At 56.5% G+C, this 21,476-nt stretch carries 15 protein-coding genes and 3 pseudogenes; 7 read left to right on the top strand and 11 right to left on the bottom strand.

The features are described 5' to 3' along the window. The first annotated feature begins 363 nt into the window (after window positions 1–363). The 3 genes from GOW60_RS18715 (at window position 364) to GOW60_RS18705 (ending at window position 4,298) form a co-directional block, all read left to right on the top strand. The gene (locus GOW60_RS18715; RefSeq protein ID WP_171230465.1) at window positions 364–2,397 is read left to right on the top strand and encodes a right-handed parallel beta-helix repeat-containing protein; all 2,034 of its coding nucleotides are present in this window, start codon (window positions 364–366) and stop codon (window positions 2,395–2,397) included. 270 nt (window positions 2,398–2,667) lie between these two features. Further along, complete coding sequence (locus tag GOW60_RS18710; RefSeq protein ID WP_171230464.1) at window positions 2,668–3,381, top strand: bifunctional 2-polyprenyl-6-hydroxyphenol methylase/3-demethylubiquinol 3-O-methyltransferase UbiG; 714 nt, start codon at window positions 2,668–2,670, stop codon at window positions 3,379–3,381. 89 nt (window positions 3,382–3,470) lie between these two features. Then, entirely contained in the window at window positions 3,471–4,298 is an 828-nt protein-coding gene (locus GOW60_RS18705) for a class I SAM-dependent methyltransferase (RefSeq protein WP_254444029.1), read from the top strand. Window positions 4,299–5,021: 723 nt separating this feature from the next. Here the strand turns inward: GOW60_RS18705 and GOW60_RS18700 are convergent. Both GOW60_RS18700 and GOW60_RS18695 read right to left on the bottom strand, forming a co-directional pair. Then, window positions 5,022–5,339 carry a Tn3 family transposase gene (locus tag GOW60_RS18700; RefSeq protein ID WP_371813395.1) on the bottom strand — a complete coding sequence of 106 codons (318 nt, stop codon included), beginning with the start codon at window positions 5,337–5,339 and terminating at the stop codon, window positions 5,022–5,024. Window positions 5,340–5,639: 300 nt separating this feature from the next. After that, window positions 5,640–6,638 carry an IS110 family transposase gene (locus tag GOW60_RS18695; RefSeq protein WP_171230463.1) on the bottom strand — a complete coding sequence of 333 codons (999 nt, stop codon included), beginning with the start codon at window positions 6,636–6,638 and terminating at the stop codon, window positions 5,640–5,642. Between the two features lie 126 nt (window positions 6,639–6,764). Here GOW60_RS18695 and GOW60_RS18690 point away from each other — a divergent pair. The 3 genes and pseudogenes from GOW60_RS18690 to GOW60_RS18680 form a co-directional block, all read left to right on the top strand. Then, window positions 6,765–7,067: pseudogene (locus GOW60_RS18690) on the top strand (transposase); the annotation flags it as partial. A gap of 912 nt (window positions 7,068–7,979) precedes the next feature. Further along, entirely contained in the window at window positions 7,980–9,599 is a 1,620-nt protein-coding gene (locus tag GOW60_RS18685) for a glycosyltransferase family 39 protein (protein WP_171230462.1), read from the top strand. A 52-nt stretch (window positions 9,600–9,651) separates the two neighbouring features. After that, window positions 9,652–10,650 (top strand): glycosyltransferase family 2 protein, encoded by a 999-nt coding sequence (locus GOW60_RS18680; protein WP_171230461.1) that lies wholly within the window; start codon window positions 9,652–9,654, stop codon window positions 10,648–10,650. 10 nt (window positions 10,651–10,660) lie between these two features. On the opposite strand, the gene GOW60_RS18675 is transcribed toward GOW60_RS18680, so the two are convergent. Together GOW60_RS18675 and GOW60_RS18670 are read right to left on the bottom strand one after the other, a co-directional pair. After that, window positions 10,661–12,124 (bottom strand): glycosyltransferase family 39 protein, encoded by a 1,464-nt coding sequence (locus GOW60_RS18675; protein WP_171230460.1) that lies wholly within the window; start codon window positions 12,122–12,124, stop codon window positions 10,661–10,663. Window positions 12,125–12,338: 214 nt separating this feature from the next. After that, window positions 12,339–13,526 (bottom strand): glycosyltransferase family 4 protein, encoded by a 1,188-nt coding sequence (locus GOW60_RS18670; RefSeq protein ID WP_171230459.1) that lies wholly within the window; start codon window positions 13,524–13,526, stop codon window positions 12,339–12,341. A 307-nt stretch (window positions 13,527–13,833) separates the two neighbouring features. Between GOW60_RS18670 and GOW60_RS18665 the strand changes: the two are divergent. Continuing rightward, window positions 13,834–15,049 (top strand): annotated as a pseudogene (locus GOW60_RS18665) (helix-turn-helix domain-containing protein). Between the two features lie 140 nt (window positions 15,050–15,189). Here the strand turns inward: GOW60_RS18665 and GOW60_RS18660 are convergent. From GOW60_RS18660 to GOW60_RS18630, 7 genes and pseudogenes are all read right to left on the bottom strand, one after another. Beyond that, complete coding sequence (locus GOW60_RS18660) at window positions 15,190–15,327, bottom strand: hypothetical protein (protein ID WP_171230458.1); 138 nt, start codon at window positions 15,325–15,327, stop codon at window positions 15,190–15,192. Continuing rightward, window positions 15,309–16,202 carry an NAD-dependent epimerase/dehydratase family protein gene (locus tag GOW60_RS18655; RefSeq protein ID WP_171120436.1) on the bottom strand — a complete coding sequence of 298 codons (894 nt, stop codon included), beginning with the start codon at window positions 16,200–16,202 and terminating at the stop codon, window positions 15,309–15,311. Before GOW60_RS18655 ends, GOW60_RS18660 begins: the two co-directional genes overlap by 19 nt. Next, on the bottom strand, window positions 16,202–17,239 hold the full coding sequence (gmd, locus tag GOW60_RS18650) for a GDP-mannose 4,6-dehydratase (protein ID WP_367397138.1): 1,038 nt from the start codon (window positions 17,237–17,239) through the stop codon (window positions 16,202–16,204). Before gmd ends, GOW60_RS18655 begins: the two co-directional genes overlap by 1 nt. A gap of 259 nt (window positions 17,240–17,498) precedes the next feature. Continuing rightward, a complete protein-coding gene (locus GOW60_RS18645) occupies window positions 17,499–18,266 on the bottom strand; it encodes a glycosyltransferase (RefSeq protein ID WP_371813394.1) in 768 nt (255 codons plus the stop codon). A gap of 220 nt (window positions 18,267–18,486) precedes the next feature. Further along, window positions 18,487–18,609 (bottom strand): annotated as a pseudogene (locus GOW60_RS21230) (transposase); the annotation flags it as partial. Beyond that, window positions 18,597–19,904 (bottom strand): glycosyltransferase family 1 protein, encoded by a 1,308-nt coding sequence (locus tag GOW60_RS18635; RefSeq protein WP_171230456.1) that lies wholly within the window; start codon window positions 19,902–19,904, stop codon window positions 18,597–18,599. The gene GOW60_RS18635 and the pseudogene GOW60_RS21230, both read right to left, overlap by 13 nt. A 52-nt stretch (window positions 19,905–19,956) precedes the next feature. Then, complete coding sequence (locus GOW60_RS18630; RefSeq protein WP_371813388.1) at window positions 19,957–21,375, bottom strand: mannose-1-phosphate guanylyltransferase/mannose-6-phosphate isomerase; 1,419 nt, start codon at window positions 21,373–21,375, stop codon at window positions 19,957–19,959. Window positions 21,376–21,476: the final 101 nt, after the last annotated feature.

The raw sequence follows: 21,476 nt of genomic DNA, 5'->3' as shown, positions 1-21,476 counted from the left end.
GATCGACCTGCCTAGATCACCGCTTTCCCTTGCGTCATCGGGCAATTCGTTGCCGACTCTTTTCAGAGATACGCAAGGGCACGCCGGAATAGTGGTATTTATGTGTTCATTGTTGCTTAACGGGAATCAATTACCCAAACACGCAACTACCGCCAAGGGAAGTGGAACAATTCCCAGTATCGAGTATCGAGTTCATTTGGAAATAAACGCACAGGGGCAGAATTGTCCCGATACGGGCAACAATTTCCAAACATAGCCATATTTCGGCCACTCTGCTGCCCTCGGGCGGCTGTTCCATCCGTCCTGGGTGTGCGGGATCTCGTGCGCTGCCACTCACAGCGCCTATGAAACAGAAGGTGAAATATGTCGACGACAATCACGGTAACCTCTGCGGCAGAGCTGAACCAGGCCTTGTCACAGGCGAAAGGTGGGGAAACCATACTGCTAGCGGCGGGCGACTACGGCCAGCTCAGCCTCCACAATACGAATTACGCATCGAACGTGACAATCAAATCCGCGGATTCGAATGCGCAAGCCAGCTTTTCCGGTATTCACGTCAAGCAATCGTCGAACGTCACATTCGACGGCATCAAGTTCGACTACACTTACAACAGTGGCGACTACAATTTCCAAAGCCCGTTCGGCGTCTATGGCAGCCAGAACATCGCGTTCAAAAACTCGGTCTTCGATGGCGACTTCGCCCGCGGCACAGGCACAACCGCAGATGGCACCGGTTATGGAACAGGCCTGACGATCAGCGGTTCGACCAACGTCGACATCGACAACACCGAATTCTCAAAATGGTTGAAAGCCGTCATTGCCGTGAACTCCAATGGGGTCAGCGTTACCGGCAGCGATATCCACACGATACGGTCCGACGGTTTGGTCTTCGACAATGTCGACAACATTCTGGTCGAGAATAACTATATTCACGATTTCGGCGGCGCAGCCGGGTCCGGCGATCACCGCGACATGATCCAGATTCAGCGTGCCAACGGCAGCGGCAGTGATAACATCACCATCCGCAATAACGTGTTCGACATGGGGAACGGAGACTTTACCCAAACCATCTGGGCTGGTGGTGACGGCAAGGATATCAACGATCCCAACGTGATCCACCACAACGTGCTGATCGAAGGGAACACGATCTATAATGGCCACTTCCACGGCATTTCCCTTTATGGGGTGGACGGGCTTACGATCTCCAAGAATTCGGTTCTGCACGTGGACGAAAAGACGCTGACCGGCGGGATCGAGATCCCGGTGATTAACGTTTCCTCTGGTTCCAAAAACGTCACGATTACTCAGAACATTACCTCGCTGATCGTGGGACATAACGGGCAGGCCGACTGGAACGTCAGCAACAACGCCCTGGTCCAACCCGGTGAGTACGACCAGAACTTCACCTATCAGGCAACGGCACAGGGGAATGGCTACAACCAATATGTCGTCATCCCGGGCAGCCTGGCTGACACACTGAACGCCGGCTCTGCCGTCTCGCATGGTGCCACGGGATCCACGCCCCCGCAGCAGGTTCCCCCCGGGGGATCACAACCCAACACCAACCCCACACCACCGGACGGCGGATCCGGGCAACCCGACACCGGGTCCGGGCAACCTGACACGGGATCCGAGCAGCCCGACACCGGGTCCGAACAGCCCGACACCGGGTCCGAACAGCCCGATACCGGGTCCGAGCAGCCTGACACGGGATCCGAGCCTGTTCTTGGTGCCGACCCGCAGGGCGAACTGATGATCGACATAACCCATCAGGACAGCCCGGAGACCATCGGACGCCTGGACGGGGTTTCCGAGGTTGGCAAAACCCATGTTCCGGCCGATGAAACGCAGGCCGAAGGCGATACAAGCGCCGAGCAACCTGACACCGGCTCTGAACCTGTCCATGGTGACGGCTGGCAAAGCGAGTTGTCGATGATCGACATATCCAATCAGAATAGCCGGGGGAACATCGGAACCCTGGACGGAATTTCTGACGCGTCGCAGGTTAGCTTCTCGGTCGACATAACCCGTGACGAAGGTGAAACGGGTGCTGAACGGCTTGTATGGAACCATTCGAATTTCGGTCTGAAGCTGAACAAGAAAGGGCATCTGGTCGCAAAAGTCGACAACAATGATGACGGGTTCCGTAAAGGCTTCAAGGCCAAGGATGTCGAGTTGAACGACGGTGAAACACATCAGGTCACCCTGATGGTTGATCAGGACACCGACCGCCTTCAGATTCTGGTCGATGGTGCCGTTGTCCTGGACGAAACCAATACGGATTTCGACTTCGCCGGCGGACAGGAAAGAGACTGGTACGTTGGTGACAGCGTTGACACCTTTGCGATCGGCGAAGAAGCCCCGTTTGTCGAGCCGTATTCTGATTTGTTCGCGTAACGGCAAAGATCACTGAAAATACAGCCTATTGATTACCACTGCATGGGCGGGTTCCGGGAAATCGGACCCGCCCATATCTATTCTGACCACCGGCATTGCCAGTTATGTAAACTTGGGCGCATACGTTCTTTGAATGCGGCCAGCATTCATCTAAAAGATTAGTCAAACAGCTATGCCAGTGCCCTATAAGGCGTATTATATAAAAGCATTTTGTCGTGATTGGTCCCGTTTTAAATGCCGCGCAAGGTTACGGGTTTTTTGGGAGAGTAAATGGTACAGTCAGAAATACGCTGGCATACGGATTGCAGGCAAGACTATCTGGACACGGTCTGGAACATCATAACAGATGAAAAACCGGCCCGGATCATGGAAATCGGTGGCACGACCAGCCGCTCGACCAGCGACAAACCCCTGCCGGATCACGTCACCTCGTTCACGATCAGCGATATCAGCGCCGAGGAACTGTCCCATGTCTCGGACGATTTCGACACGCTGCAGATCAATGCCTGTGGCGATGTCAGCCATGTGGATCAGAAATTCGATTTGATCATGTCGAAATTCTGTGGCGAGCACATGCCGGATGGCAAGCAGTTCCACAGAAACATGCATCACCTTCTGGCGGATGGCGGTGTTGCCGTGCACCTGGTGCCGACCATTTTCGCCTCGCCATTCCTGATCAATTGGCTGTTTCCCGAGCAACTGACCCGCAAGGCGGTCCAGCTTTTGCAGCCCCAGCGTTTCGATGGTAGGAACACCGGCAAGTTTCCCGCCTATTATTCACTCTGTCGCGGCTCGACCGGGTATATGCGGAACGCTCTGGCCGATATCGGGTTTTCCAGCATCGACGTACACGAATATTACGGCCATCATTACTATGACAAGATTTTTGGTTTGCGGCAGCTGGACAATGGACTGTCGCGCATATGCGCACGGCGCCAATGGGCGGTCTATTCATCTTACGCCATCATCGTGACGCGCAGATGATGAGGTTGAAGTGACACCCCCCCCCCGGGCTCCGTAGACCTGCGTCGGCCTGTGGGGCGATTAACAAGTTGAGATTCGAAGGAATGGCGATGTCAGACTCGAAAAGCTACCAAGCCTATATGAACAGCCCGTACAAAAGTAGTAAGCACTCAACTTACTTCGATGTTTATGACAAACTTTTTGCCCCTTATATCGGAAAGAAAATCACCTTCATCGAAATCGGGATTCTGAGCGGCGGGTCCCTGTTCATGTGGCGCGAGTTCTTCGGACCGCAGGCCCGCATCATCGGTGTTGAACTGAACCCAGGCGCAAAGCGTTGGGAACAGGAAGGCTTTGAAATTTTCATCGGCAGCCAGAGTGATCCGGCCTTTCTGGAGAAACTTGCACAAGAGGTCGGTGAAATCGACATTGTTCTGGACGATGGCGGCCACACGTATGAGCAACAGATCATTACCACGGAATGCCTGTTGCCGCATATTAAAGATGGCGGAATGCTTGTCGTGGAAGACACGCATACATCCTACATGGAAGGGTTCGGGCTTCGGAACCGATCCTTCATCAAATATGCCATGAACATGGTTGATCGTATCAACCACCGATTCTCAGGGCTGACACCGCATGCCGCGGAAAAACGTGTCTGGGGGATCAGTTTTTTTGAATCCTTTGTGGTCTTTGACGTTGACCGCAAAGCGACCTCGGTTGAGTCTGTGCCGACCGAGAACAACGGTGAAGATTTGCACGCCAAGGATTTCAGGCATGCAGATAATCAGACCTACGAAACCCTGCTGAAAACATCCAAGGGGCTTTCCGCGCTCAAGGCGGTTCCGGGCATGCGTGCAGTGGCGAAACTGGTTAGGGCGACGGTGTCTCTGCCGTCCAACATGAAACGCGCCCGCAAGTTGAAAGAGTATTTCTGAGCGGGTGATGGGCACTCGTGCGCCACGTATCTGCAGAAAACGAGTAACATGAGCTTCGCGCTATCAGTCAAATTCCGTCAGCCTACTTGTTTATGCGTTCACAACCGCACCGGGCTTGGTCAAGGATGGCAGAAACCCGGATGACTGGCGCACCCGAAGATGGGATGCCTCTTAACTGGACGACCGAGGAAGGTCGTTGGGCGATGGAGGTTCTCTATTTCATGTTTTACAGGAACGTTTTCTGCCTGTCTCGCAGGCCAGTTTGGCGGCAGGTATCTTCCTTCTGTTGTCATGGATGCTGGCGCGGCAATCCAGCGATCGTGATAGCCGACCCTTCGCGACCTTCTTGATTTTCACGCTTGGCATTCATCACATCTACATGATCAACGCCCTTACTTTTTGGCCCAACTGGCCCGAACGTGCATATTTGAGCGTTGTGAGGAACAATAGCGGAACATGGTGCCCAGTGATCATTTGTTGCCGAGTTATGCAGATTGACCGCGACCAAGCTGCCGCTCGACACTTACAGGCCGAGCGGCAGTTCCGGGTTGTCAAACGAAAGAGAACTGATCTTCGGTCAGTGACGCCGCTGCTATGTGTCTAACGTCAGCACCAATGGGACAGTTTAGGTCGATTTGATAAGAGAGGGTTTCTGGATATCCAGGTCCTGGCTTGATGAGCTGACGCGGGCGTATCCGATCCTGGGCATAGCAAACTGTCACATTAGGGTGGTTTACACCCTGATACTGTAACAATGAGCGGCTGACCATTCATTTGTGACATTCCTGCCTGCCTCCTAAGGGTGTACCCTTTTGTGACGCACAGGTCAGGGGGCCATCGCCCCAAAGTCGATCCGCTTGTCCAGGTCAACATCGAACCGGCCATACGGATTGATGGGGAATAGATCAGTGGCGTGAGGCCGTGATAATCCCGCTCGGACAGGCGGGTTGCCCATCCCGGTTCTGACAACACGGACTGCACCATGCGTGTATTCACATAGACAAGGGATGCCTGAAGCAGATGCAAAGCATGGGCGGAGATTTCCTGATCGGCAATCCGGTTGCTGGAAATTTTGCCGCCTTTGCCGAATCTATGGACGCCCCCTGCGCAAGGTGTTTTTGTGATCGTGTTGACGGCATTGGATGCGTGAATCTATCCGGCCTTTGATCGAAGCACTTTGGCTCCTGGCCTCGATGGGATCCGCAGATTTCAGTGCCTTCCAAGATGACCGGCCTTTGATGGCCACCACTCCTTACAGGCTGTTGAATAGGCGGCCCCTGCCGTTACACCATCGTCATGTCACCTCGCATTCTTGGAAGCCGGAGCTTTCCGGGCTGCTCGCTACACCGTTTTGTAGCCTGCTCCACTTTGCAACACTGCCCAGGCGATGCGCGCTGTCTTGTTAGCGATTGCCACGAGCGTTTTGTTATGGCCCGCGCGAGCAAGGAGGTCTTGCGCCCATTTGGCACGCCGATCACTTCGCCCGGCGATCCTGATCAGGACCGACCTTGCACCGTGGATGAGCTGGCGACGCAGGTATTGATTGCCCCGTTTGCCTATTCCGCCAAGCCGAGGTTTGCCTCCGGTCGTGTATTGTCTGGGGACCAAACCGATCCATGCCGCGAGAGCCCGACCCGACGAGAAGTGTCGCCCGTCATCAACGGCAGCGATCAGTGCTGTCGCGATCACCGGCCCGACGCCGGGAAGGGTCACCAGTCGTTTGCAACGATCGTCGGTTCTGCAGATTGCGATCAGCTTTCGATCGATCTCGGCAACGCGTTTGTCTGAGGCTTCGAACTCAGCAATTAGCGCGTTGAAGTTCTGCCGTTCCAATGCCGACAGCTTGGCGTCAGCGACGGCAGTCCTGATATCCTTGCGGAACCGGACGGCACCGACAGGAATGACAACGCCATATTCCCCAAGAAGGCCACGAATGTGATTGATCAGTCCGGTGCGTTGCGTGATGAGCCGGTCGCGGGTTCTGTGCAGCATCTGCAAATCCTGTTGCTCCGTTGTTTTCACCGGGACAAATCGCATAGTCGGGCGCAGTGCGGCCTCATAGATCGCCTCGGCATCGACAGCGTCGTTCTTGGAGCCTTTGACAAACGGCATGACGAACCGCGGATGAATGAGGCGCACGGAATACCCTTGAGCCTCAAACTGTCGGCCCCAATGATGAGCGCTGGCGCAAGCCTCCATGGCGACGGTTTCCGGCGAATGCTCCTGAACGGCCGCTTCGAGTTTTGATCTGGTCACCTTCTTCGAGATCACCTCGCCTTCATTGGTGATCCCGTGGATGTGAAACGACTGTTTGCCTAAATCAATCGCAAGTAACTGCATTATGTGCACTCCTTCTGCTTGCCACGTTTGCCGAAAACTATCGGCGCAGGTGCAAGGGGCGCTCATTCCATAAGATGATATGGGTCAAAGCGTTAAGCATTTGATCCAGTGGATCAAATGTAGCGCATGACCGGAACGGGTAAGAGCCACGGCCAGAAGGTCGTCAAAGATTTCCGCCGCGCCACCCGCAAGCAGTATTCAGCGGAAGAGATGATCAGGATCGTGCTGGACGGCCTGAAGGGCGAGGACAGCATTGCCGAGCTGTGCCGTCGCGAAGGCATTGCCCAGAGCCTCTATTACAGTTGGTCCAAGGAGTTCCTCGAGGCTGGGAAGAAGCGCCTGGCGGGCGATACGGCGCGGGCGGCGACCTCGACCGAGGTCAAAGATTTGCGCCGTGAGGCCCGTGATCTGAAGGAAGTCGTGGCCGAGCAGTCCGAAATGGGAAGCCGTGATGAGGCGCTTGCCGAGAAAATCATGATACGGCTCGCGGAACTGGAAGGGTATGACGGCGCGCCATTCCGCATCGTCGGCCATACAGATTACCCCGATCTGGCTTGGGGGGACATGATCGGCTGGACCGTATTTCACGCTGGCAACTCCCGCCCGGGCATCTTCAAGGACATGTTCGATCTAGATTGGTACGCCGAGGGCGGGCTGTATGAAGGACCGCTGGCCTGCGAGGCCTTCCCGGCCGAGAATTCCGTCTATTTGTATCAAGGTGCCGCCTATGTCTGCCTGTCGCAAAGCCCCGGCTTTTCCGGCAACCTCATGTGCGCCGACAGTGACAGGCCCGAAATCGGCCGTGTCTGCGTCACACAAACAGCGGTTCTGCGGTTCTCGGAAATCTGTGCGCCCCCCGTTCGGGGGGACAGAATTGACGTGATACATACCGCGACGCCAACCATCCGCAGCGCTTTTTACGACGTTCAGAGCCGTGGCCACACCATACATGGCGGGTGCTTCTATACCGCAGGCTGGAATGGTGAGGTGCCCGATGTGATCGACGTGTCGATGGTTGGCGGGGATGGTGCAGTCATCTGGTCTGAAAAGCTGACGCTCAGCGCGGTACGATATCCATTCGATAGCGCAGAATAAGGCGTGCCCGAGCCCGGCCACGCAACGCGCCAGAGTGACTTGAGCCACATCCTGTAGTATCATTCCCGGATTATCGGTCCGAGTAGATGTGTTTCAGAGTGGCTGTTTTTTGCAATGATATCATCAGATGAGAAAAGCGTTTTTCTAATCGGGCGTGAATACCGCACATATGCTGTCCTGTGTGTCCTGGGTGTTGCTCTTGCATGTGTCGTCCTGCTGCGGCTCTGGGGGATTGAGCAACGCAGCATGTCCCATCCGGAAATCTATGTCCCCGGTATCGAGCTGGTTCCGGGTATTTCCGAGCCACCGCCCCGCCATGATCTTGCCGGAACGGTCTGGTGGCATTTCCATGACGAACCGCATCCCATGGGATGGTATGTGAGCATGCTGGGCTGGACAAAGCTGTTCGGAACGTCACATCTGTCACTGCGGTTTCCGGGCGTCCTGTTTGCCATGGGATCGGTGCCGCTGATTTTTCTGATTGCGCGCAGCATATTCGGATCGTCCATCGGCTGCCTGGCCGCATTGCTGTTGTCGCTTCACGGCTTCCACATCTTCTGGAGCCAAATGGCACGTATGTATGTCGCCGGCGCCTTCCTCTCCCTACTGGCGACCTGGCTTTTGCTCTGCCTGGTGAGAACACCCAGACCACGGCCCTGGCTTGAGCTTGCTTATGTCGCGTCAGTTGTGGCCGGAGTGCTGACAGTCGAGTTTTTCTGGCCCCTGATCATGATCCACCTGTTGTGGACTGCATTGGTTCTGCCCCGGTCCGAGTTGGTACCGACCCGCTTTTCACACAGGATCGGCCTGTGGCAGGGTGCCCGGTTGTTTCAGATACAATCCCTTGCCTTCATCCTTGCCGCCCCTGCGCTGCTGCATGCCGTCTATCGCGCGCGCAAAGGCGCAACGTTTGATCCATACCCGGGTTTTCTGGTCGAGTACTTCTCTTTCGGATTTCTGTTCGCCAAAGACGCATTCTCCATTCCACAGCTACAGATCAATGTGATCTGGAGCTGGTTACTTCTGGCCTTTGCCCTGCTGTTGCTGACAGCCAGCCTGAAAGCCCCCAAGCGCGAGGCACCGATTTTCGCCACGACCCCTCGGATTCCCGTCTGGATTCCGGGCCTGCTGGCTGTTTGCTCAGCCAGCTTCATATTCTGGCTCGCCTCAATCGCACACCGTCGGAACGAAGCCCTGATGGCAATGACCATCTTGCCGTTTTTGGCATTGCTCATCCCTGCCTTGGGCGCGGTCTGGGGCAGGTTTGTCCCCCGCCTTCCATCGCGCACCCTGCATCACCCTCAGGAACGGGCACTGCTTTTGTGGCTGCTGGCGGTTGCCGCACCGTTGATCCTATTTGCAGCGTCCCATGTGGTATCCGTCCTTGCCTCGCGGGCTTTTCTGGTTTTTGTGCCTTACCTGCTGATCCTTTCTGCGGCCGGGGCGGTCTGGTTGTTTCAGAACATTCGCTTCAGGCTGGCAACGACAAGCCTGTGCCTGCTCGTCTTTGCTGCCAGCGTACCCTACGCCACCCGAAAGCCCGGCGCGCCCAACGATTATCAAGGCATTGCGCAAGCCGTGCTATCTGAAATGCAGCCCAGCGATCTTGTTTTTCTGAGGCACCGGGATTGGGTCGATACACCGCTGTTCTATTACATCAATGACGCGAATTTCGTCGTCTCGGAATACGATACATCTTTGCGCACCAACCCCACATCCCGCGTTTGGCTGATAACGTGGCCCCACGAAGAAGACCTTGTCATCACCGATGCACGGCGTGAGGCGTTGAGTGACTATGAAATGACACAGAAATTCGAAAAACTACGCGCGCGCGCGGAACTCTTTGAGCCTGAGGGAAAACCATGATCACCTGTGCCCAAATGAACGGAAAAAGGCCCGCGTCATGGTGACGTTGAACATGAGTACCCCCACAACTCCGTCCCGGGGAAAAGCCCCGGACCAAAGCGCTCCGACGCTCAGCATCATCGTGCCCATGTTCAATGAAGAAGAGGTTCTGCCGGCCCTGTTCGAACGCTTGGGACAGTTCCTCGATCAGCTTGGGGAAAGCTACGAGATCATCTGCGTGAACGACGGCAGTACAGACGCGACCGCCAGGATTCTGGCCGCCGCGCATGAACACGACAATCGCATCAAGGTGCTGAACTTTTCACGTAATTTCGGCAAGGAAATCGCATTGACGGCGGGGCTGGATGCAGCTGCGGGTGAAGCCGTTGTTCCGATAGACGCGGATTTGCAGGATCCGCCCGAACTGATCGAAAAATTCCTTGAAAAGTGGCGCGAAGGGTTCGATGTCGTCTATGCCGTCCGGCGTCACCGCGACAGCGATACCGCGATGAAACGCTGGACAGCGCGGAAGTTCTATAAGGTCATCAACCGGCTCTCAGGCGTGCCGATACCCGCCAATACCGGCGATTTTCGCCTTATGGACCGGCGCGTGGTCCAAGCTGTCGTTCAGCTGCGCGAGCACAACCGCTTCATGAAGGGCCTTTTTGCCTGGGTCGGGTTTCGCCACACCGAGGTGGCGTATGATCGCCCCGAGCGTGCGGCGGGGCAGACCAAGTTCAACTACTGGCGCCTTTGGAACTTTGCGCTGGACGGTATTACCGGGTTCAGCACCGTACCGCTCAGGATTGCAGGTTATGTCGGTATGCTGACTGCGTTGGCGGCGATCATCTATGGTGCTTTCCTGATCTCACGCACCCTTGTCTACGGGGTGGATGTGCCCGGCTATGCCTCATTGATGGTTGCAGTGCTGCTGATCGGCGGCCTGCAGCTTGTCGTGCTGGGCGTCATCGGGGAATATCTGGGGCGGCTTTATGCAGAGGCTCAGAAACGCCCGCTTTACATTGTCGAAAGCAGCCTGGGGTTTGAGCCCCTGGACGGTCATTCATCCTGATCCCTCGGCCTCATCTGCGCCGGTAGACAAGAACCTGCCCGTCCCCCAGTGTCCCGGCAAACGCGTGCACGCGTTCCAGCCGCCCTTCCGCATCACGTTGCAGATCAGGAATGGCACGGAACATCCGGTCGGGGAACAGAACAACCAGCGCCACAGGGCCAGGTTGGGCCATTGCCTCGGAATAGTCCTGCGCATCCCCGATGGTTCCCCAGTCGGCGTCGAAATGGTCTTCGAAAAGAGGGCCGCCCGGGTTGATCGCATATATCCGCTCTGACGGGCTGCGGGTTTCTTCAACAAGCGCAAAAGCCCCCGCCAGATCCTGTTTCGGAGCAGAATAGTTCCGCTGCACCAGGAACACGGACACCACGATCATCGCCAGAACGCCCAACGCAAAGAGCGGCGATCCAAACCCGGGCTGCCGAAGCCACCGTGCCACCGCATCAGCACCGTATCGACACCCCACAACGGCCAGAATAAGGATCAGCCCGATATCGACGAAAAAGAACCTCGGCCAGATCCGCATCTCAAGCGACAGCAGAAGCAGCAGCGTCACGGCGATATGCATGGCGATGGACGGGAAAAACAACGGCTGCGTCGCATGCGCCCCCACGGCACCGAAGACGATGACGGCCAGCCCACCGATCGCGATGAACAACATCAGCGGGCCGGTATCCCCAACCGCGGTCCGCAAACCTTCGATAATTGTCCAGAGCGGGTTCTGGTATTCCTGCATGGGGTCCACGGCGGATGTCGCCGAAACCTCGCTCACCGTGCCCGCTATGCTTGGCAAGATCGGCAGATACGCAAGCAGGACCAGAACCAGCGCAACCGCAACACCCACCAGCGGATGCAGCACCCATTCGCGGGTCAAAGTGCCTCGGCCGAACCCGGTCACAAGGGAAAGCAGCCAGATGAGACCCAGTGCAACAAAGAAAAATACACCGGTCAGATGGGTGAAAACAGCGGCCGCGGCGGTAAAGCCGAATGCAACCCAGGTGCCGGTCGCTGGCTGGCGCATCCCCCGCAGAAAGAAAATGAAGCCAAGCGTGCTCCAGAATGCAAGCTCGGTATATCCGCGCGCGTTCTGAGAGAACCAGACCTGATGATAGGACAGGGCCACCAGCAAGGCAGAAACATGCGCAATCGTGCTGTCTGCAACCTCTTTTGCCAGCCACCAGATTACCCCGACAAGACCGACGCCAAACAGGACGGCCGGAAACCGGTATGCCCATGCCTGATCTCCGAATATCTGGGAAACCAGCTTTGCCTTCATGCTGAAAAAGTAATGATGGTTCATCGAATATTCGCGCATCATCTCATTCCACGGAAGGCTGACATGCGTATCGACGGTCCGGATTTCGTCATACCACAGGGGCGCGTTCAGCCCGGCGCTTCTGAGGACTGCGGCAAGAAGAAGAATGAACAGGAGTATTGCCAGATCGTTGCGGTCAAGCGCGGGGGAAGGCTGTTTCATGGGCTTCTCCAGTCCACTCGGTTCAGGTCAGGCACCCGGCAAAATCGTCGGCCTGGACGCGGCGCATGCAGGTGCCGGTCCTTCTTTCGCATCCCACCGTATCCGGGGCGCATACTGACACAAGGCTCGGATGCAGGCGGTTTCACCTCAAAGCAGCCCAAATACTCGATAATATACAAAACATCCCCTTATTGTTTCCACTTCCTGCGCTCTGTCAGGCCACCCCATCCAGCATCTGCCGATAAATCTGTTCGATCCGTTCATGCACATGGGTTGGGTCGAAACGGTCCTCACGTGCCAATGCGCGGGCGTTGGCCCCCAAGGTTTTACGCAGCCCCTCGTCCCCTGCCAGTTCCAGAACGGCAGCAGTCAGTCCTTCGACATCACCGACAGGGCAAAGCCGCCCAACCCGGTCCGACACAAGCTCACTCACACCGCCGCAATCGGTCGCTATCACGGGCAAACCGGCGTGAAAGGCCTCGACGATTGAAATCGGCAGAGCCTCCCACCGGGACGTGAGCAGCATGAAATCCGCGGCGGCCATATGCAGGGGGACGGTATCGATCGGCCCCAGAACCCGGATGTTGTCACGCACCCCGGCCGAAGCAATCCAGTCCGAAAGCACGTCCGCCAGAGGACCGTGGCCAGCCAATGCGATCACGATATCGCGCCGGACCTTCACCAGCCGGGCCAAAACATCGATCATCACGTCGATACCTTTTTGCGGATCCAACCGGGCCGGGCTGAAAATCAGCACGCCTTCCCCATCGCGCAAAAGCTCCTGTCTCAGCGCCAGAACTGCGGCGGGATCCTGATCCGGTGGCGGCGGCACACCAAGCCCAAGCTGGGCGGTGCGCGCCCGTGGCAGACCACGCGCAATCAGTTCATCAAGGGTTTTACGGCTGGGACAGGCGGTGACATGCGCCGCGAACTGAGCACTGCGCGCCACCCCGCCATACCGTTCGGGCGTCGAACCATGGAAGGTGAAAAGGCGACGGGTCGGCTGACCGGCAAGCGCCAGCCGGGCGACAAGCGCAGGGGCGGTTTCGTGGGAATGAACAAGGTCGAAACGGCCGCGGGCTACGATCTTTCGCAGTTTTTGCGCACACCCCATGGCGGCTCCAAGCCGTCTCGTCATGCTGAGACGCTCATCTTCCGATACACGTTTCAGGTCCAACGCATGAAACCCGACATCACGCCCTTCCCGGCCCCATGGGCCCGGCGATCCGCCCAGTTCGACATGATGCCCCCGATCCCGCAGATGATCTGTCAGATCCAGAATATGGCGCTGAATTCCACCTCGTTCGAACGCAGGCCCCAATTGCAGAACGCGTAGCGGCCGGGTGGAACGTCCGGTTGCAATATCCACCTCCTGTTCTGGTTGCCCTGAAACATAGGCCATGGACGAAACCCCTTACCCCCCTTGTCCGGAGCACATACGGACGTCACACAAACCCGCCACCCGGAAAGGTCTTACCAAATCGATTGCAGGCTCGGCACCGTTGATCTGATATTGTATGAGGCTGAGCCATGTTGAAACACAGCCATCATATGGCAGGTGCGCAATACGTCAAAGGTACCCTCGACATTAAGTACGTCGATAAATGGACGTGAATGCACCAATTGTCTGACGTCAGCGCCTACCAGACAGATTTAGGGGTTTGAGCAACGGAGGATTTCTGGTTCATCGAAGCCTATATGGAGCGAAGATGAACAAGAAGTCCGGAACATCGAAGGACGCCGCTGACAAGCTGGTCAGGGGCATCAAGCGCAAGATGCGCAAGCATTACTCGGCCGAGGAGAAAATCAGGATTGTCCTGGCTGGCCTGCGGGGCGAGGAAAGCATTGCCGCACTGTGCCGCCGCGAGGGGGGTCGCTGAGAGCCTGTATTATTCCTGGTCGAAGGAATTCCTCGAAGCAGGGAAGGGCCGACTGGCGGGCGATACAGCCCGGCGGGCGACGGCTCCTGAAGTCAAGGAATTGCGATCCGAAGCATTGGCCTGAAGGAGGTCGTTGCCGAGTTAACACTTGAGAACCGGCTGCTCAAAAAAAGCATGCTCGGCCCCTCTCGGGACATTGCTGCGCAATGCCCTGCCGGTCAATGGATGGGGGCGACGACGAATGAGATACCCAGCCTCAGAGAAGCTTGAGATCATCCGCACGGTGGATGCTTCGCATCTGCCGGTGAAGCAAACACTGGCGATGCTCGGTATTCCCAGCAGCACCTACTACGATTGGTATGCCCGCTGGGTTGAAGGTGGCGTTGATGCGCTCGCTGATCGCTCTCCCCGACCGAGGTCGGTGTGGAACCGCATCCCGGACGACATCCGCGAGGCCTTTGTCGACTTTGCACTGGATCATGAGGATCTGACGTCGCGCGAGTTGGCGGTCAAATACACCGATGAGAAGCAGTATTTTGTATCTGAGTCATCGGCTGGGGTTGGTTCTATCTCAGCACGATCCTCGACGATTACAGCCGCTACATCATCACGTGGAAACTCTGCACGACGATGAAGGCTGGGGATGTGACGGACACGCTGGAACTGGCGCTGGAGGTCTCCGGATGCAATCAGGCAACGGTGGTGCAAAAGCCCAGGCTTCTGAGCGACAACGGATCATCCTATGTGGCGGCCGATCTGGCAGATTACCTTGAGGACAAAGGCATGGATCATGTTCGCGGCGCACCGCATCACCCGCAAACACAGGGTTCTGCTGGAAAACTACTTCCTGCCCGGCGATCTCGAACGTCAGATCGGCGCCTTTGTCGACTACTACAACAACTGGCGATACCACGAGAGCCTCGGCAATTTGACACCAGCTGACGTCTATCACGGCCGGGGCGCGAAGATCCTGAAGAGGAGAGAGGAGATCAAGAAACAGACAATTCGAAAACGCCGGTTGCAGCACCAATCTGCGGCCGCGTAAACTTAAACAGACACAGAACCAGAGCCTCCATCACGAAACAGCCCGTTCTTTCCGAAAAACTCTGACGACGGACAATCACAGTGCCTTCAGTTCTTTTTGCAGTTCATCGGTTTTGCCACGCACCGCTGATACTTTCGCACTCAGCGGTACATCTTCATCCAGTCCTTTTTGCTCACTGCAACGACAGCCTTGTCTTGGATGGCCAACGCCCGGTGAATACCCGTGCCCGGCCTCATTTGACTCAGGGTGGTATCATGGATCACGTATTCAGCATCCATTGCAGCGTCTCTTCCAGCTTGTGGCGAACGCCCACCGGGATCAGACTTTCCAGATGTGTTGGATCGCCCATCAGAATTTTTATTTCCTGAGCACGCGCAAAAGCAGGGTTGGACACCACTTCGATCTCATGGCCGGTGATGGTCCGGCACATATCCAAGATCTCTCCCAGCGCCGTCGCCTTGCCCGAGCAGACATTCACGGTTTCACCCCGAGGCGCGGTTTCAAGCAGCAACCTGTATATCCGCGCCACGTCGCGCACATCCGAAAAATCCCGCGCGACGTCCAGATTACCCAGCTCCAGCTGCGGCTTCTTTTGACGAAAATGTGAAACGATCTTCGGTACGAGGAATTTGGGGTCCTGCCCGTTGCCCGTATAATTGAATGGCCGCGCGATCACGATAGGAAGGCGGTCGTCAAACAGCCGGGCCATGTGCTCCATGGCAAGTTTTGAAACCGCGTAATCATTAACCGGCGCCGGACGAGTGATTTCCCGGATGGACGCCTCTGTGGCGTTGCCATAGATATTTGCGCTGCTGGCCAGAACAACGGCCTTGCTTCCGTGCCCGGTGTTGGCCAGCGTTTCAAGCAAGCACCGCGTCCCCATCAGGTTGACCTGATAGAAGCTCTCTGCTGTCCCATGCGCCACAAAAGCGACCCCCGCCAAATGCAGCACTGCGTCCGGCGCAACATTGGTGATAACCCGCTCAAGGCTGCGAGCATCGGTTAAATCCGCTTCCAGGTAATTGGGATCGGGTTCAGGGGCCGGATGAGCCCCAGTCCCCCAAACATCCCATCCCGCCCTTGCAAGCTCTTTCGCGGCGTAGCGTCCGGTAAACCCGTGGCGTCCGGTAATCAAAACTCGGAGCGCAGACATCAGAAGGACACGCCCTTCTCGTTACGCGCCAAATCTGCCTCAACCATCATCTGGCAAAGGTCCTCCAGGGACGTCGAGGCTTCCCAGCCAAGCTCTTGTTTTGCCTTGCTTGCGTCACCAATCAACAAATCCACTTCGGCAGGCCGGTAGAATTTGGGGCTGATCTGCACGAGAACACGGTTGCTTTCGGCGTCGACGGCCACTTCCTTCTCGCCCTCGCCTTCGAAACGCAGCTCGATTCCCGCACTCTTGAATGCCATGGAGACAAAATCCCGTACGGTCTCGGTACGACCGGTTGCCAGCACAAACGTGTCGGGTTCATCGGCTTGCAGCATACGCCACATGCCGTCCACGTAATCCCGGGCAAAACCCCAGTCGCGTTTCGCGTCGAGATTGCCCAGCTCAAGGCAGTCAAGCTGGCCCAATTTGATTTTGGCGACTGCGTCGGTGATCTTGCGGGTCACAAATTCCAACCCCCGCAGAGGGCTCTCGTGGTTGAAGAGAATGCCCGAGCTGCCAAAGATACCATAGCTTTCGCGGTAGTTTATCGTCATCCAGTGCGCATAAAGCTTGGCAACACCATACGGGCTGCGCGGCCAGAACGGGGTCGTCTCGCGCTGTGGCACTTCCTGAACCTTGCCGAACATTTCGGAAGTGGACGCCTGATAGAACCGGATCTTGGGGTTCACAATCCTGATGGCTTCAAGCAGATGCAGGGCACCGATGCCGGTAATCTGCGCCGTCGTGTGCGGTTGTTCGAACGAAACGCCCACAAAACTTTGAGCGGCCAAGTTATAGATTTCGTCCGGCTCTACCTGCTGAATAAGCCGGATCATCGTCCCCATGTCCGTCAGATCGAGCTCGGACAGAACCAAATTGGGGTGATTGCGAATTCCCAGATCTTCAATGCGCCAAAAATTCGTGGAAACAACCCGGCGAAAGGTGCCAACGACCTTGTATCCTTTGTCCAGCAACAGCTGTGCGAGATAAGCACCATCCTGCCCGGTGATACCTGTAACGATCGCAGTTTTTGTCACTCCTAATCCCTTTCTGTTTTGTCGATTGCCCATCGGATGAGACACCCCGACATGAGCAATACTCTTTTTTGTCAACTTCGCCATGTCTACATGGCCGCTGCGGTGTGATTTCGCTTAACTCCCGTTGCAGGGCAAGCGACCTTCAAAATTTTGTATCGGAGGGAAACCGTTCTGATCCGGACTTTGAACCGGGGGGCGCAAACTTTTCGATCAAGGGCTGACCGGCTTAAGCGCCTGAAACTCTCCAATATGCATTGAATTATCTGAGTGCGTACATAGCCTGCCCCATATCCTGAGCCACATCAGACCAGCTACGCAGATCCGTGGTCTTGATTTTGTTTTCTAGGGTTGTCCGGTGAGAGGGATCATTGAGCCGTAGGACGGCTTCGGCAATGCTTCTGACACTCATTGCATCACAATATTCCACCAGAGCCATTCCAACTTCGACAAGCGAGCTGTTCTCGGCGACAACTGCGGACTTTCCGTAAGCCAACGCCTCGCCCACAGGCAGGCCCCAACCTTCGTAGACACTGGGCATCAATACAAACTGGCAATTCTTGTAGAGAACGTGAAGCTCTTCGTCCGTTGGGCCCTTAACTTCGCTGACATAACCGTACACATCGCCCGTCCCCTTCATCAGAAGATCAAACTCTGTCGTCACCCAGCCCCTGCGACCGGCAAATATCAGCTTTGGCAGGTCCGTATGACCCTGATCAACCAGATATTTCCATGCCATCGCCGTGCGCCAGATATTCTTGCGCAGTTCCACCGTGCCAACACAAAGGGCGTAGGGTTCACCAACAATTTTCCGCAAATGGGCATTGAGGTGGCGAGCATCTTCAAGCTGAGGGTATGCGTCAAACGAAATCCGGGAAGACACGGGGCCTTGCTGTTGCACCTCGATCTCTGCGGGTTCGGTTTTGGACAGTCCCGCCTGCGCCAAAGGAATAGCTGTTGCGTTGTGCCGGATGTCATGCGCCTGAAAAAAGCGTAAAAGATCGCGCCGGGTGGCTTCGGAAATAGTCATATAGCGGCTCGTATATTCCCGAGAGGTCAAAAGCCAGTCATAGAATATGTAAGGCATGCTTCCAGCTGTAAGCTGCGTGACCTGAGCCCCAAGTTTCCTCCACCTGGCGGAGAGCCCTTGGGTTTGGTTGCTCTGCTCCCCAACCTTGGACCGCCGGGAGCTGGAATTTTCCGGCTGTCTCATGATGACGGGCTGGTAACGCCATCGGGATAATGCAGGCAATCGGGACGTTGTATCCAATAGCGCTGTGGGGTCTGTCCTCGTTGTAGTGCCTACGCCAATCCTCCAACTTTTCCCGAGCATCCGCAAGGCTCATGAACCAGTGGGCGTTCAGGCACTCCGCCCCGGGCGGTTCCAGTAACCCAGTTTTTGCAACACCCCGCGCAAGTCCACGGCAACGTCCGTCCAGGTGCGAAGCTGCGGTTTATGTGCGGTAATGCGCGTGCGCAGTTGTTCGGTGAAATCCGGATCCGTCAGCAACCTTGTGATGTGATCTGCAAGCTGATCGGCTCGATCCGGGTCGAAATAAACGCCAAGGTCTCCGCACACTTCTTTCAGAGCGGCCGCGGTAGAGCAGAGCGCTGGCGTGCCGAACCACAAAGCTTCGCCTGCGGGCAAACCCCAACCTTCCATTCGGCTGGGCATGATAAGCGCCAGTGCATTTTTATATAGATTTACCAAATCCGTCTGGTTGGGGTTTTCGCGAAAAACCACATGATCGCGGATTGTGCTGCATTCATCCGATTGCAGATAGGCCGTGGTCTTGTGGCGCAACGCCCCGGCCAGAACCAGCGTGGGAACGTCCTTTCCATCCCGTTTCAGAATGCGCATCGCCTCGAAGACCACATCCAGGTTCTTGCGGCCCAGCATTGATCCAACGGTCAGAATATAGGGCTGCTCAGGGGCGTCCTGCTCAGCCTGTTCGGTTCCTTCCGGACATTCATGCACAAGAGGCACAGCAAAGGTTTCTGGCGCTTCAGGCAGGATATCTTTTTGGGAAAAATCCAGAATCTCCTGCCGCGTGAACTCGGAATTGGCCAACAAGGCTTTGGACCGCGAAACCAGCAGTTGGTTGTCCCCGATGAAGTTGCGCGGAAAGCTTGCCAGCCGGTGTTCAAAATCGTGCAAGGGGATCATGTCATGCAGCATGGGAATGATGTCGCAAGACACGCCCTTGCGATCCAGTGCGCACAGAATCTCGACGATCAGCTTGGGTCGCCCGCAGCTCACCAGGGTTTTGCCGGACATGTCTATGGGCGTCATGCCCGGTGCGATCGCTTCCCAGGCCTTGCGGTTTCTGCGCATGACCAGCGGCCGGACAGCTGCAAGCGCCAGATCCCGCAACACGGATTTGGTATAGTGGTGACTGCGCACACGCACTTGCCGGATTCCGCTGGGAACGTTCAGGTCCACCCCGCCATCTGCCCGCAGACTTGGGAAGATTTCAAACAGCTCATCATGACCTTGTGAGAAAACGGCGAACCTGACGGCGGTGCCCTGTTTTTTCAGTTCTGCGCCAATCTCGGCAACGACCCTGGCAATCCCGTAGTAGCGCAGCTTACCGGTTGAGGCCAAAAGAACCTCAGTCAGGTCATAGACAACCTGCTGCTTTTCGGCTGCATTAAGCTCTTTCACCATTCCCGTTTCCGTTTGATCATCCGTTCAGTTGAGGCAGTCTTCCCGGAGCGCCCTAGACCCGGGAATAAACATCCTCATAGCGGATGATGTCATCTTCGCCCAGATAACTTCCAGTTTGTACCTCGATCAGAACCATTGGCACTTTGCCGGGGTTTTCCATGCGGTGCACAGCGCCAAGCGGGATGTATACAGACTGATTTTCGGTGACCAGTTTGACGTCGCCGTCGACCGTGACCTTCGCAGTGCCCTCGACCACGATCCAGTGTTCGGAACGGTGGTGATGGCTTTGCAGGGACAGGGCCGCGCCGGGGTGGACATGGATGCGTTTGACCTGGAAGCGTCCACCAATAACCAGACTTTCATACCAGCCCCACGGACGGAAATCCTTGGGAAATATAGTGGCCTGGTTTGCGCCCTTGGCCTTAAGCGCTTCGACGGCTTTCTTCACGTCCTGCGCGCGGGATTTATCCGCCACCAGAACCGCGTCAGGCATTGCCACGGTGATGACGTCCTTCAGGCCGATACCCACCACTTCCAGATTGCCCGCCTCTGAACGCAAAAGCGTGTCGCTGCAGTCAATAGCCGTAACGCTGCCCGCCGCCACAACCCCGTTTTCATCGGGGCCCGCTTCACGCCAGACCGAGTCCCAATCACCCAAATCAGACCAGCCAGCGGAAAACGGCACGACGCTCAGGTTGCCGGCTTTCTCCATCACGGCATAGTCGATCGAGATATCCTCGACCTGCCCCCAGGCCTCAGGGTCCAGCCGCAGGAAACCAAGATCCGTCGTGGCTGCCTCGCAAGCTGCCTTGACCGGGGCCATCAGCGCCGGCGCGTGGGTTTCAAAGGCGGCGATGACATCATTGGCCCGGAACAGAAAGATACCGCCATTCCACAGATGTTTGCCATCGGCCAACATCGCCGTTGCCGTATCCACATCCGGTTTCTCGACAAAACTGTCGAGCTTGACGGGCGCGGTGCCGTCAGGCGCCCCCGCCAGCTTGAGATACCCATATCCGGTCTCAGGGCGGTCCGGCATGATGCCAAAGGTCACCAATTGCCCGGCCTGGGCCGCGGGCACGCCTGCGGCCACAGCGGCGCGGAACGCATCTGCATCAGGCACGACATGATCGGATGGTGCGACCAGCAACAGGGCCTCGGGGTCGGATGCCGCCACATGCAGGGCCGCAGCCAGAACCGCAGGCGCGGTATTGCGCCCTTCCGGCTCGATCAGAATGGCACCTGGATCAATACCCGCTGCCAGCAACTGTTCAGTCACGATGAACCGGAAATCAGACGCGGTCACCACCAAGGGCACGCCATACCCCTCTCCGGACAGGCGCCGGGCCGAGGCCTGAAACAGGGTCTCTTCCCCGGTAATGGCGGCAAACTGCTTTGGGTAGGATTTCCGGGACAGCGGCCAAAGGCGGGTGCCGGAACCGCCGCAGAGAAGAACAGGAGTGATGGACACGATCAAACAACCTTTGCCAGTAAATAGAGGTTTCTACTCTCAACTTAACACCGGTTTTTCAAGACGGTTCTTTTGTTACGGGATCGGTTTTCGGCAAAAAA

The sequence above is a fragment of the Ruegeria sp. HKCCA4008 genome (assembly GCF_013033125.1).
Taxonomy (GTDB): Bacteria; Pseudomonadota; Alphaproteobacteria; order Rhodobacterales; family Rhodobacteraceae; genus Ruegeria.
Note: the sequence above shows the minus strand (reverse complement) of the source record. Positions and strands in the feature narration are given on the sequence as shown.